This window comes from Pediococcus damnosus, from assembly GCF_001611155.1.
Classification (GTDB): Bacteria; Bacillota; Bacilli; order Lactobacillales; family Lactobacillaceae; genus Pediococcus; species Pediococcus damnosus.
Window position 1 is genome coordinate 1,245,072 of the sequence record NZ_CP012294.1, and the last position, 13,034, is coordinate 1,258,105.

General features: G+C 39.9%; 11 protein-coding genes. 7 read left to right on the forward strand and 4 right to left on the reverse strand.

Annotation, left to right across the window (positions count from 1 at the left end; translation table 11 throughout):
- The first annotated feature begins 7 nt into the window (after positions 1 to 7).
- From ADU73_RS05880 to ADU73_RS05910, 7 genes are all read left to right on the forward strand, one after another.
- Entirely contained in the window at positions 8 to 568 is a 561-nt protein-coding gene (locus ADU73_RS05880; RefSeq protein ID WP_056985954.1) for a UbiX family flavin prenyltransferase, read from the forward strand.
- Between the two features lie 310 nt (positions 569 to 878).
- Positions 879 to 2,234, forward strand: a complete 1,356-nt coding sequence (locus ADU73_RS05885; RefSeq protein WP_063510346.1) for an MFS transporter — start codon at positions 879 to 881, stop codon at positions 2,232 to 2,234.
- Between the two features lie 221 nt (positions 2,235 to 2,455).
- On the forward strand, positions 2,456 to 2,917 hold the full coding sequence (locus ADU73_RS05890; protein WP_046870605.1) for a universal stress protein: 462 nt from the start codon (positions 2,456 to 2,458) through the stop codon (positions 2,915 to 2,917).
- Positions 2,918 to 2,960: 43 nt separating this feature from the next.
- Positions 2,961 to 4,331 (forward strand): Nramp family divalent metal transporter, encoded by a 1,371-nt coding sequence (locus ADU73_RS05895; protein WP_062913275.1) that lies wholly within the window; start codon positions 2,961 to 2,963, stop codon positions 4,329 to 4,331.
- Between the two features lie 576 nt (positions 4,332 to 4,907).
- Positions 4,908 to 6,656, forward strand: coding sequence for a pyruvate oxidase (gene spxB / locus ADU73_RS05900; RefSeq protein ID WP_062913276.1), 1,749 nt, complete (start codon positions 4,908 to 4,910; stop codon positions 6,654 to 6,656).
- A gap of 179 nt (positions 6,657 to 6,835) precedes the next feature.
- Positions 6,836 to 8,182, forward strand: a complete 1,347-nt coding sequence (locus tag ADU73_RS05905; RefSeq protein ID WP_046870608.1) for an FAD-dependent oxidoreductase — start codon at positions 6,836 to 6,838, stop codon at positions 8,180 to 8,182.
- A gap of 299 nt (positions 8,183 to 8,481) precedes the next feature.
- The gene (locus tag ADU73_RS05910; protein ID WP_062913277.1) at positions 8,482 to 8,964 is read left to right on the forward strand and encodes an isochorismatase family protein; all 483 of its coding nucleotides are present in this window, start codon (positions 8,482 to 8,484) and stop codon (positions 8,962 to 8,964) included.
- Positions 8,965 to 9,414: 450 nt separating this feature from the next.
- Here the strand turns inward: ADU73_RS05910 and folP are convergent, their stop codons facing one another.
- From folP to folE, 4 genes are read right to left on the reverse strand one after another with little or no spacing between them, the layout of a single operon-like run.
- Positions 9,415 to 10,554 carry a dihydropteroate synthase gene (gene folP / locus ADU73_RS05915; RefSeq protein ID WP_062913278.1) on the reverse strand — a complete coding sequence of 380 codons (1,140 nt, stop codon included), beginning with the start codon at positions 10,552 to 10,554 and terminating at the stop codon, positions 9,415 to 9,417.
- Positions 10,541 to 11,146: a non-canonical purine NTP pyrophosphatase gene (locus ADU73_RS05920; RefSeq protein ID WP_046870611.1), complete on the reverse strand. Its 606-nt coding sequence runs from the start codon at positions 11,144 to 11,146 to the stop codon at positions 10,541 to 10,543. Before ADU73_RS05920 ends, folP begins: the two co-directional genes overlap by 14 nt.
- Positions 11,139 to 12,455: a bifunctional folylpolyglutamate synthase/dihydrofolate synthase gene (locus ADU73_RS05925; RefSeq protein ID WP_046870612.1), complete on the reverse strand. Its 1,317-nt coding sequence runs from the start codon at positions 12,453 to 12,455 to the stop codon at positions 11,139 to 11,141. The genes ADU73_RS05920 and ADU73_RS05925 overlap by 8 nt, the downstream gene beginning before the upstream one ends.
- Before the next feature lie 9 nt (positions 12,456 to 12,464).
- Complete coding sequence (gene folE, locus ADU73_RS05930; RefSeq protein WP_046870613.1) at positions 12,465 to 13,034, reverse strand: GTP cyclohydrolase I FolE; 570 nt, start codon at positions 13,032 to 13,034, stop codon at positions 12,465 to 12,467.

The following is a 13,034-nucleotide window of genomic DNA, read 5'->3' on the forward strand; positions in this document are numbered from 1 at the left end:
TGCAGACATGAAAAAAATTATCGTCGGAATCACAGGTGCTTCGGGCACGGTGTATGCAATTGATTTGTTGGAAAAACTGCATCAACTTGATGACGTTGAGGTTCATTTGGTGATGAGTCAATGGGCTAAGAAAAATTTAGAGTTGGAAACGGACTATTCTTTGCAACAAATCAAAGCATTGGCCGATAAAACTTATAACGTTAATGATCAGGGAGCAACGATTGCGAGTGGTTCATTTTTAAATGACGGCATGGTGATTGTACCGGCTAGCATGAAAACGGTGGCGACGATTGCGTATGGAATCGGTGACAATTTGATTGCCCGAGCGGCGGACGTCACGATTAAGGAACAAAGAAAATTAGTGATTGTGCCGAGAGAGACCCCCTTGAGTGTGATTCATTTGGAAAATTTAACAAAGCTCGCCAAAATAGGAGCGCAAATCATTCCACCAATGCCGGCGTTCTATAATCATCCAAAGACAATTCAGGATTTGGTGAACCACCAGACGATGAAGGTGTTGGATGCGTTTGGGATTCCGAATGAGGTGGATGAGAGATGGAAAGAATAGTGCGCGAACGAAGGCGTTAAGCTGATCATAAATAACTGCAACGGAAGCGGGATCGCATCCCGCTGTGAGGTGTAGTTATTTATGATCAGCTGCCTTCGTGAGCGGTCCTGAAGCTCAGCAAAAAGCGTTTAAATCAACAGATTAAATTAACTTATTCAAGGACACGCAGTAAGAAAAAATAATTTCTGCTGTAAGTGTCCTTATGTTTTGAAATTATTGATAAATAAGCAAAAAATTCAGGAGATGAAATACGATCAAGAATGAAGAAAAGATTTCACTTAAAACAAAATTAGCGATTGTATCAGCTGGGATGATCTCCTTTATGGGAATTTTGGTTGAAACCTCGCTTAACGTGACGATGAATACTTTAAGCAACCAATTTGGCGTTAGCGTTGGGACGGTTCAGTGGATTACAACGGCTTATCTGTTGTTGGTTACCATTATGATGGCAGCAATGGCGTTTATTATGCGGCGCTTTAAATTTCGCTCAATTTTTATTTTTTCGGCCGCGGCCTTTATTGTGGGCTCAATTGTATGTGCCATTGCAGATAGTTTTTGGATTTTATTAATTGGGCGAATGATTCAAGCAATTGCAACTGGACTCGCCACGCCGTTGATGTTTCAAATTATTAACGTTAAGATTCCCCGTCAGCATGTCGGCACATATAATGGCGTTGCAAGTATGCTAACTTCTTTATCACCAGCATTGGGACCGACATATGGTGGTATTTTAAACACTTTGATGAACTGGCGATGGATTTTTTGGGTCGTTCTACCTCTCAGCGTGATTGTGCTAATCATGGGAATGATAAATATTGATATTCCGGTCCAACACAAACGGGGTGAAAAATTATCCTTTGATAGTATTGGCATGGTTTGGCTAAGTTTGGTTCTAATTGGTTTTGTTTGGACCTTTAATGAAGCTGGACTGGCTGGATGGACATCTGCAGCTTTTTGGATTTCATTAGTTATTTCAATTTTGCTTTTATTAAGTTATGCGTGGTATAACTCCAAAAGCTCTAAAGAAGTTCTTGATTTTAGTTTGCTAAAAAAGAAATCAGTCTTCCTTCATTTGATAAACTACTTTGTATTAGCCTTTGTTAATATTGGTATTTCCTGGTTACTGCCAATGGTTGCAGAAGTTAATTTGCATCAAACATCTATGGTAGCTGGTTTATTAGTTCTACCTGGTGCCTTAATTGGAGCAATCATTTCACCAAGTACCGGAGCCATTATGGATAAAAAGGGTGCATTTTTACCATTAATGATTGGAAATATCTGTCTCTTAGCATCCGTTGTTTTATTTTTCTTCTTGAATGATGTGATGACTTCAATGATTTTGTTAATCTTGTTTGTGATTCTCAGAGTTGGCGTTGCGTTCAGTTTCGGAAATGTTATGGGAGCTGCTAGTCAACAAGTTGTTCCTGAAAAACGAGGCGACATCAATTCATTGTTTAACATGATGCAGCAATATGCTGGTGCCATGGGAACAGTTATCCTCGCTTCCGTGATTAGTTCGCTAGAATTGCATGGTGGATCAACCTTTTCTCAAGTACGACAAGGATCAAAGATTGATTATGTAATTTTGAGCGTTTTGGCACTTGTGGCGTTAATTACAGTGATTATTAATAAAAGTACACGTAATCACATGACCAAAAACAATTAAATATAGAAAGAAGGCATCCAATCTGCAAAGATCGGGTGTTTTTTTATAGATACCGGTTACAAACTAGATGGTGCCGTAACAAATTGAGGCGTGCCTAAACTTAAATCAAACCAGCATTTAAACTTTTTTTGTTTTTGTTCATTTTTTTGTGGCATTTTTAAAAAGTAAGTGTTACTATCAGTAAGGCGGCAGAGTTTAAGAAAGTTTAAAGGAGGTTTGTTATGCAAGTCGATAAGTTGAAAGAACCACTTGTGTTTCATCGTGTGTTATTGACAGTGGATGCTGATGATCCTAACTCGTCAACGAGAGCCTTTCAGTATGCAACGACAATGGCTCATGATTACCAAGTTGAACTGTGCATTGTGTCAGTATTAGAAGATGATGACATTAGCATTTTTGATGTGATGACCCCTGGTAAAGTTGATAAAAAAGAAGACGTCGTTCGCCAGGCAGTTGAGGACTATACTACAATTGCTGAGGAACTAGGCGTTAAACATGTTACAGGATTAACCGTTGGAGCGAGTGATGTTGACGATGTCATTTTAGACAAGGTTATTCCAAGATTTAAGCCTGACTTAATTGTTTGTGGATCAGATACAGAGGATTCAAAACACAGAGTTCCAGGTGCAGTGGGATTAAGGATTGCAAAACGGGCCCAGGTTTCCGTAATCGTAGTTCGATAATTCAGAGATTGAATTTTGAGAATGATAGAAAAGAGGGAATAGCATGGCAAAGAATAGTAACGAAGAAAAGCATCATATTATTTCATCAACAGATGGCGCAAATAAATCTTTAGATGAAATTAACGGAAGTGTCTCAGTTCCTCAAAATGCTGGGGTGTTTAAAACATTTTTAGCTTACCTTGGACCAGGAGTCCTAGTTTCTGTAGGATATATGGATCCTGGTAATTGGATTACTTCAATTTCTGGTGGAGCTCAGTTTAAGTATCGGTTACTCAGTGTCGTTTTAATTTCAAGTTTAATTGCGATGTTATTGCAAGCAATGGCTGCCCGACTAGGAATTGTAACTGGTCGTGATTTAGCACAGCTTACGCGTGAAAAGACTTCCAAATTTGGTGGTATCGTGTTATTTATTATTACCGAACTAGCCATTATGGCCACCGATGTTGCGGAAATTATTGGATCAGCGATAGCGTTGGAACTACTCTTTGGATTTCCACTGATTGTCGGTATTATCATTACAACATTCGATGTTTTACTGTTGATGTTGTTAATGAAACTAGGATTTCGAAAAATTGAAGCAATCGTAGCAACTTTAGTAGCAGTTATCTTGTTTGTTTTCTTGTATGAAGTTATTTTGGCACAACCAAACATGCCAGAAGTTTTAAAGGGATTTGCTCCCGGTAAAGATTTGATTCAAAACAAATCAATGTTATATATTGGTTTAGGTATTGTTGGTGCCACGGTTATGCCTCATAACTTATACCTTGGCTCATCAATTTCACAAACGCGTAACTTTGATCGTAATGATCATAAGAGTATTAGAAGTGCCATCCGTTATACGGTTGCAGATTCTAATATGCAGTTAACAGTAGCGTTTGTTGTAAACTGTTTACTCCTGATTTTAGGAGCTGCACTGTTCTTTGGTACTAATTCAGATTTGGGCCGTTTCGTTGATTTATACAACGCTCTCGGTGATTCAAAGATCGTTGGTGCAATTGCCAGCCCAGTGCTAAGTACATTATTTGCGGTTGCCTTGTTATCATCAGGTCAAAGTTCAACAATTACAGGAACACTTTCTGGACAAATCATTATGGAAGGTTTCATCCGTTTGAAGATGCCAATGTGGGCTCAGCGTTTAGTTACTCGGCTCGTTTCCGTTTTACCAGTTCTAGCGTTTGCCATTTATTATCATGGCAATGAAGCTAAAATTGAAAACTTACTGACATTTTCACAGGTATTCTTAAGTATTGCGTTACCATTCGCGATGATTCCACTGATTTTGTTTACCAGTAGTAAGAAAATCATGGGTGAATTTGCGAACCGTCCATGGGTTAAGGTTTGTGCCTGGATTGCCGCAGTTGTCTTGGTTATCTTGAATGTCTGGTTAATTATTACAACAGTTTCTGCACTATAAAAACAATTTAAAAATAAATCTGGATTCTTTCATAAAAGTGAAAGGATTCAGTTTTTTTATTTTATAAACTAAAGGTTGGAAGTACAAAACCACATTCAATTGCTTGATACAAAAACTTCCCCAGTTCGGAGGCGTTTTGGCCTCAGGGGTGAAATTTATCTTAGCGATTTTTGCTTAGATAAAGGTCGAATTTGAAGACAAGTGATCTGCTTGGCTTCAAATCGTACCCGCTATTACGCATAAAGGTCGGTTTTCGTACCGAAAACCCGCAATGCTTCATACGCTGTCGATTCTTGTGGCAAAGACAGCCGCAAGAACTCGCACCCCCGTTCCAGGCCAAGTGAGCCGTAGAACGATAATTAACCTAATTTTTATGGATTAAGCCGTTTAATAGCAGTAACTGAGGTCATTTTTGTACTTTCACCCTTTAGTTATAAACATTAATTTTGCGCCTTAAAGCTTAATCAATTAGGAGTGTTTTTTTAGTGAGAGCGTTTTCTTTTACTTTCGACCCTTTCGTGAGATACTATCGCAGTAGTAGTTAACGATAAACATTTCTTGGAAAGAGGGATAACAATGAGTAAGACAATTAATGCTGGTATCGCGATGATGAAGGTTATAGAAGACTGGGATGTTAAGCAAGTTTATGGAATTCCAGGTGGCTCGATTAATAGTACGATGGAGGCCCTGCGAGTCGAACAAGATAAAATTGATTATGTTCAGGTTCGTCATGAAGAAGTGGGAGCATTTGCTGCAGCTGCCCACGCAAAACTGACAGGAAAAATTGGCGTTTGTTTTGGATCGGCTGGTCCTGGCGCAACGCACTTATTTAATGGCTTGTATGATGCTCAGATGGATCATGCTCCCGTGTTGGCAATTATTGGTCAAGTCGGCACGTCTGACATGAATTGGGATTCTTTCCAAGAAATGAATGAGAATCCCATGTTTGCCGATGTTTCGGTATATAACCGTACAGTGATGACTGCCGATAGTTTACCTCACGTGATCGATGAAGCCATTCGCCGGGCGTACAAAGAAAATGGCGTGGCAGTTGTCACGATTCCAAATGATTTTGGGACCAAAGATATTCCGGCCGATTTTTGGTCATCAGGTCATAGTTATGTGAAACCATTACTACCTCAGCCTGATGAAGAAAAGATTAAAGCAGCTTTAAAACTAATTAGTGAGGCAAAACATCCGGTTATTTTTGCTGGAATTGGTGTTAACGGGGCTACAGAAGAACTCGTGACCTTGTCGAAGCATCTAAAGTTACCAGTTGTGATGTCCGCCATTTCAAAGGGAATGATTCCTGATGATTTTGAAGGTAACATGGGATCAGCCTATCGGGTTTCAACTAAACCTGGGAATGAGACCTTGGAGCAGGCCGATTTAATCATGATGATTGGCGCTGATTTTCCGTTTGCCCGTACAAAAGGCATGTTCAATCCGGATGCAAAATTTATTCAAGTTGATATTGATTCTTCCAAAATTGGCAAGCGCCACAACGTTGATGTACCGATTCTAAGTGATGCCAAACAGGCAATGAAACAATTAGTCGCATTGAGTGATGAAGTGGCCCACCGGCGCTTTTATGACGCTTGTGTGGCAAACAGGAAGAACTGGCGCGCTTATTTACAGCAATTAGCCGACAAAACCACCAGTCCGTTGGGAGTGGGATCTGTTTTCAAACAAATTAATCGAATTTCTACTGGCAACGATGTATTTGCCATCGATGTTGGCGATGTGACGATGAATAGTCTCCGTTTCTTAAACATGAACGAAAAACAAAAATTCACAACTTCAGCATTGTTTGCCACCATGGGTTATGGAATGGGGGCGGCTATTGCAGGTAAATTAACTTACCCGGATCGCCAAGTGTTTAATTTGACTGGTGATGGCGCGTTTGCGATGGTGATGCAGGATTTACTGACGCAAGTTAAAGAAAAATTGCATATCATCAACGTGGTCTTTTCTAATGAGAGTTTTGACTTTATCAAGGATGAGCAAGAAGATGAAAAGCAAAAGTATTTTGGTATGGATTTACAAGGTGCTGATTTTGCGATGATCGCACACGGAATGGGTGCCCTAGGCATTTCCGTTCACACTTATGATGAAATGGTCGCAGCATTTGATACTGCTAAACAGGTGGAAGGTCCGGTTGTGATTGATGTGAAAATTCATAACAACCGCCCGCTACCGGCTGAAAAACTACAGTTGGATCCAGCCACTAATTCAGCTGCAGAAATTGCCGCATTTAAAAAACGCTATGACGCAGATATATTGCAACCATTTAGTGTTTATTTGAATGAGTTTGAAGTTGAATAACTGGACTGAATTATGAACTGTTAACCTGTTATTAATTTGTGGTTAACAGTTTTTTTGTTGGTAGGTGTAGCTTTATGTCAGAAGATGAAACCGTTGACATTCAGTAATTTTCTAAATAGACTTAGCGTAATGATAAGTTATTTATTTTAGTAATTAGAAGTTTTTATGGAGGCTATATGATGAAAATAATTGTAATTGGTGCAACCCATGCAGGAACTTTTGCCACGAAACAAATTTTGACTGAACACCCTGACTACGATGTGACCGTCTATGAGCGTAATGACAACTTGTCTTTTCTATCGTGCGGCATTGCCTTGTGGGTAGGAGATCATGTTTCTGATCCTAATAAAATGTTTTATTCCTCACCGGGAGAGCTTACCAAGTTGGGCGCAACCATGAAAATGCGGCATGATGTGTTAAGTGTGGATCCTGATAAAAAAGTAATTCGGGTGAAGGACTTAGTTTCCGGAGAATTATTTCAAGATCACTATGACAAATTAGTGATGACAACGGGATCCGCCCCTGTGATTCCGCCAATTAAAGGTGTGGACAATTCAAAAGTTAAACTATGCAAGGATTGGAACGATGCCAAAATCCTAAAGGAAACAACGCCAGATGCTAAGTCTGCCGTGATTGTTGGGGCTGGCTATATTGGTGCTGAACTTGCTGAACAATTGGCTGTCGCTGGTAAAAAAGTAACGTTGATTGACGGGCTGCCACATGTGTTGGCCAAGAACTTTGATCTTGAGATCGGGTCACGGGTTGAAAAAGATTATGAAGATCATGGTGTCAAACTCGCAATGAATGAGATGGTACAATCCTTTACCGGTAATGACCAGGTCACAGTGACGACCAGTAAAAATAGCTATACAGCAGATTTTGCCGTTTTGTGTGCAGGTTTTCGACCGGCAACCGATTTGTTGAAGGGTAAAGTGAAAATGTTGAAAAACGGGGCCATTGTCATAGATGAGTATATGCGTTCTTCTGATCCTGACATTTTGGCAGCTGGTGATTCGGCAGTTGTTCACTACAATCCAACGGGAAAAGTGGACTATATTCCATTAGCGACTAATGCCATCCGCCAAGGAATTTTAATTGGGCATAACATTGAAAAACCAACCATGAAATATATGGGAACTCAGGCATCTTCAGCCGTTGCTTTGTTTGGCAAAACCCTTGCTTCTTCTGGATTAACAGAAAGTGGTGCGAAGGCGCGCGGAGTGACAGTATCAACAGTGACCCTTGAAGAAAATTATCGTCCTGAATTCATGCTGAGCACAACGCCCATTTTGATGCGTCTGGTCTGGGATCCAAAAAGTCGGGTTGTTTTAGGTGGCGCTTTTTATAGTTCGTATGATTGTGCCCAATCAGCTAATGTTATCTCGCTTGCAATTCAACAAAAAATGACGATTGACGAGCTTTCAATGGTAGACATGTTCTTCCAGCCAAATTTTGATAATCCACTGAATTATGTGAATGAATTGGCGATGGCGGCAATCCATAAGAGTGATGCGAATAGTAAATAATTATCGGCTAAGGTTTGTGAAATGAATTATAAAAAGGTCAAATATCGGTATCTATCCAGCGAGCTATGGGGTGCTTATATTTGATCTTTTTTAACGGGGTTAAGAATCCCTTAAGTAAGACACACAATACTTACCTTATCATTAGAAAGTTGTATGATAATTAGCAAGATGTATATTGTGGGAACAATTTGGCAATTAGTTTTCGCCAGTACTGAATTAGTTGGAGAGTAAGGAAAGTTCAACACTTCCCGGCACAAGAGATATTCGAAAACGACCTGTTTTATGAAAGAGGAAAAATTATGGCAGATGTATTAATTGTAATTGACATGCAAAACGCATTAAAGAGAATGGCTAATTTTGATAAAGTTGTTGCTGGAATTAATGAACGAATCGCGCTGTATCGGCAAGCAAGAAAGGCAATCTTTTTTGTGCAAACTGCCGATGACGAGATTCCAAGTGACACGAAAAAATTTCAGTTGGCCGCAGATTTAGATTTTAATGAACAAAGAGATGAGTTTATTGTAAAAACGACGCCGGATGCTTTTTATCACACGAATTTAGAAGCTTATTTGAAGAACTATAATACAAAAAGCTTAGAGGTTTGTGGTGGTCAGGCTGAATATTGTGTGGACACTACTATTCGAGTGGCGCGCCATTTAGACTATCAAGTTGAGGTCAAACGGGATCTGGTGACCACATTTGATTCTAAGCTTTTAGATGCAGCCACAATTGTGAAGCATCACGAAAGTATTTGGGATGGCACCTTTGCTAAGCTAATTTAATTCAAATAAAGAAGAGTCCTGGAAAAAATTTTCCATGGCTCTTTTTATCTGTTTTCGAATTTTATATCTAAAATTTAGGCAATAGGGCGATAACTATCCGCCACTCGCTTTGAGGACAGTTCCACAAAACAAGCCCAATGAAATAAGTGTACCTCTGAGCGGGATACAATCCCGCTTCCGGTCCTCTTATTTCATTGGGCTTTAACGTTTTGTTCCACTCACTGCTTTAGGACAGCTCCACAAAGCAAGGCTCAAGATATAAGAATCCTTCCCGCGGGATTGCGATCCCGCCTCCAGGACCCTTATATCTTGAGCCTTATTCGCTTTGTTCCACTCACTATTTGAGGACAGTTCCACAAAGCAAGGCCCAAGATATAAGAATCCTTCCCGCGGGATTGCGATCCCGCATCCAGGACCCTTATATCTTGAGCCTTATTCGCTTTGCTCCACTCACTTAAACCAATATCCATTATTGATGGTATTAATCATTTTAACGAGTTGCTTTGTTTCGGTGATATCATGCACACGCAAAATGTTGCCACCGTGCAAATACATATAAGTTTCCGCGATAAGAGTGACTGCCAGCCGGTTCTCTTTTTTTAGTCCGAATAATTTTGCGCCAAATCCTTTTCGTGAAATGGCGATCATAGTTGGTCGGTTAAATTGATTAAATTGATCAATATTGCGCATCATCGCATAGTCCTGATAACCATCCGCTACTTTTGCGTAGCCAATCCCCGGATCTAATGCGATTCTTTCTCGACCAATACCCGCTGCAGTTAATTGCGATAAGTTTTGGGTGAAAAAGTTCTGCATTTCTTGTGTAAGGTTGTCATATTCGACCTCACGGCTGCTGTGCATGGTGAGCAATCCGATATTGGTCGGTGCGAGTAAAGTCAATTTTCGGGGGTCATCCGTAAATCCGTGTACATCATTGATAATTGCAACGTGGCCATTTTTGACCAAATCTGCCATTACCTCATATTTATATGTATCCACTGCCAAAGAAATTTTCGGATAGTTTTTATGAATCCAATCGATAGCTGGTAAAATGCGTTTCAATTCTTCTTTGGCAGAAATTTCAGTGTAGCCGGGCCGGGTGGTTTGACCACCGAGTTCAATGACATCCACACCAGTGGCCACCATATGAGCTACGTGAGATTTAATGATTTGTGGTTTTACATATGCGCCGCCATCGTAGAAAGAGTCAGGGGTAATGTTTAGAATCCCATAAATTAGCGGTGACTGAATCAAATCACGATGTGTATTACCATAATTCCAGTAAACGGCGTGCTGTTCGTATATTTCGTGAAGCTGCTGAGTAGCTGAGTCGGTTGTAATTTTTTGTTCAACCTTAGCTATAAAAAATTGAAAAGCGGCCAAGGGTAAAACAACTTGTATCCAGTTTTCAGTAGTTTGGATAGGTGTATCAAAAGCGGCCAGCAAGGTTTGCATAGTAGATAGCTCAATCTCGTTGAGGTCTTCAAATTTCAAAACCACTTTACGTTGGGTAATCAACATGTCATGAGTAATTTGATCCGAAAATGATTGGGAGTGGGCAAATCGATCAGTTATATCAATAATTTTCATAGTCGTTATTTGCCACCTTTTTAAGAAGATTTTTTACGGCTTTAGTGCGATGAAGATAAGGAAACTTTTTGGAGCTTTCCAATTCAGCCAAGGTGTGAGTTTCACCTTTTGGAATCAGTATTCTGTCAAACCCATAGCCATTCTGACCGCGTTCTTCAAGACTAAATGTGCCTTCAAAGACGCCAAAACCATGATAAATATGGTGAGGTGTCTGTAAAATTAAATCAGTCCGTAATTCGACATCACGTAATTTACCCGCTACAAGCTGAAGTAAATATTGGTTCTTATCAGTATCTGTAGGGTAATCAACTAATTGTCGTGAAGTTTGCACACCAAATTTATTAGGAAATGCGGAAATAATCATGCCAGAATCATCACCCAAAACAGATTCTTGGGGTAACTTTCCTGAGATGAAACGGGTTTTAGTTAGCGCATTTGCGACGTAATCTGTGGTCCCTTCATTAGGAAAAGTAACCCGGGAAATTAGATCTTGGTAGGACCTAGCAGCTACTTGAAATTCTTGCAGGCAGGCAACTAGTTCAGCTGTTTTGTCGAGATTGTTAGACGCAATAATGAGTGGGCGGTTAAACATGCTGGTCACCTTCAAATTGTTTAATAAAATAGAATGATCCGGTAATTACAATGACATCATCAACCTCGGCATGTGCTAATGCTACTTGTAAACTCGTATGGGCATCGGCTTCATTAAAAAGATGATCCTTAGAAAAGCTGAAATGTTTTTGAATAACCTTAGCTAATTCGTCTTTATCCAAAGCACGTTGATGTTGACTAGGTGTGTTTACATAAACTGTTTTTGCCAAAGGTAGATAGCTTTGCAGCATTTCTAGATAGTTTTTATCTGCTAAAAAACCTAATAAGAAAGTTATTTTCTGATTAGGCGCAAGTTGTTGTAAAGATTGAACCAATTGTTTGGCACCGTCTGAATTATGGGCCCCATCAAGGATAACGGTGGGATGTCGCTGAATAATCTGCATCCTGCCTGCAATTTTTAGATTTGCTAAGGCACGCTGCGTCCGCTGTTCATTAAGCTGTACGTCATGCTGGCTTAACCAAGTTACAGCACTTAAAACGGTGGCCAAGTTGTCCAGCTGAAATCTGCCAATTAAGCCTAATTGATAAGTATGATTCGGAATCATAGGGCCACTGATTTGAAGTTTTGTGCCCTCAAAATTATGTGCTAATAGCTTTAAATGAATATTAGTCACAAAATGGATGGGAACTTGTTGTTGATTAGCAGCAGTTCGTAAAACATTTCGAGTCATTTGTTTTTGGTGAGGAGCCACAATGACAGTAGAACCAGTTTTGATGATCCCAGCTTTTTGGGTCGCTATTTTACGAATCGTATGGCCTAAAATGCGCGTATGATCATAATCAATATGGGTGATTAGTGCCAATAAGGGCGCTGAAATCGCGTTGGTCGCATCATTCATGCCACCTAAACCGACCTCTAAAATCACAAAATCGACTTTAGCTTGCTGGAAAGCTACCAAAGCAATTAATGTAAACCATTCAAAAATTGAAAGGGAAGTGGCTGCAAAATCTGCAGATAAGTGATCGTTAATTAGTTGATAGGCTTGCACAAATGCAGTGTAGCTAATCATCTGCCCATCAATTCTAATTTGTTCCCGGTCATCAAGCATTGCCGGACTGGAAAAATGACCAACATGATAGTCATTTTCCTGCAGGATGGCCGCCAACATGGCACCTGTCGATCCTTTGCCATTGGTTCCCGCAATATGGATAATTTTGTAGGCTTGGTCTGGGTGGCCTAGTTTGGCCAAAATCTGGCGAAGAAAGGGAACCCGATTATCATCAGCGACTAACATGTGTTGATTCATATCCGTAATTAATTTTTGATAAACTTGCTGTTCATTACTCATGTTGAAGGCCTACTTCTGACGAGTTTGTTGGAGAAATTCATTTTTTAATTCGTGATCATCTGAAAAAACACCGGAAAACTTATTGGTGTACGTAGATAAGCCGGATTTGTTAATACCACGCATTTCCATGCATAAATGCCGTGCCGAAATCGAAACGGCGACACCCTTTGGATTTAGAATGCGTTGTAATTCATCGGCGATCATGACGGTAATATTTTCTTGAACACTAGGTCGGCGGGCTACAAAGTTTACCAAACGGGGAATTTTGCTTAAACCAATAATCTTGCCGTTTTGTGGAATATAAGCGACATTAACGGTTCCAAAAAATGGAAGCAGATGGTGTTCACACATTGAATAGAAAGGAATGTCTTGAACGACCACCATATCGGCATTTTCGTCGACGTTAAAAATTTTATAGTCTTCGAAATGCTTTTTTCCTGTTGCAGAAAAGATTTCTTCATAAGCAGTTGCGACGCGTGCAGGTGTTTCTTGAATGCTGGCCCGTTCTGGATCATCACCAATGGCTTGAATAATATCAGTGACAGCATTTTTAATTTTCGTTTTATTTTTTTCGTTCAT

Coding starts and splice junctions, on each gene's coding strand:
- ADU73_RS05920 (WP_046870611.1), bottom strand. CDS start 11,146: ATGTTTAACCGCCCACTCATTATTGCGTCTAACAATCTCGACAAAACA.
- folP (WP_062913278.1), bottom strand. CDS start 10,554: ATGAAAATTATTGATATAACTGATCGATTTGCCCACTCCCAATCATTT.
- ADU73_RS05885 (WP_063510346.1), top strand. CDS start 879: ATGATCTCCTTTATGGGAATTTTGGTTGAAACCTCGCTTAACGTGACG.
- folE (WP_046870613.1), bottom strand. CDS start 13,034: ATGAACGAAAAAAATAAAACGAAAATTAAAAATGCTGTCACTGATATT.
- ADU73_RS05895 (WP_062913275.1), top strand. CDS start 2,961: ATGGCAAAGAATAGTAACGAAGAAAAGCATCATATTATTTCATCAACA.
- spxB (WP_062913276.1), top strand. CDS start 4,908: ATGAGTAAGACAATTAATGCTGGTATCGCGATGATGAAGGTTATAGAA.
- ADU73_RS05905 (WP_046870608.1), top strand. CDS start 6,836: ATGAAAATAATTGTAATTGGTGCAACCCATGCAGGAACTTTTGCCACG.
- ADU73_RS05890 (WP_046870605.1), top strand. CDS start 2,456: ATGCAAGTCGATAAGTTGAAAGAACCACTTGTGTTTCATCGTGTGTTA.
- ADU73_RS05880 (WP_056985954.1), top strand. CDS start 8: ATGAAAAAAATTATCGTCGGAATCACAGGTGCTTCGGGCACGGTGTAT.
- ADU73_RS05925 (WP_046870612.1), bottom strand. CDS start 12,455: ATGAGTAATGAACAGCAAGTTTATCAAAAATTAATTACGGATATGAAT.
- ADU73_RS05910 (WP_062913277.1), top strand. CDS start 8,482: ATGGCAGATGTATTAATTGTAATTGACATGCAAAACGCATTAAAGAGA.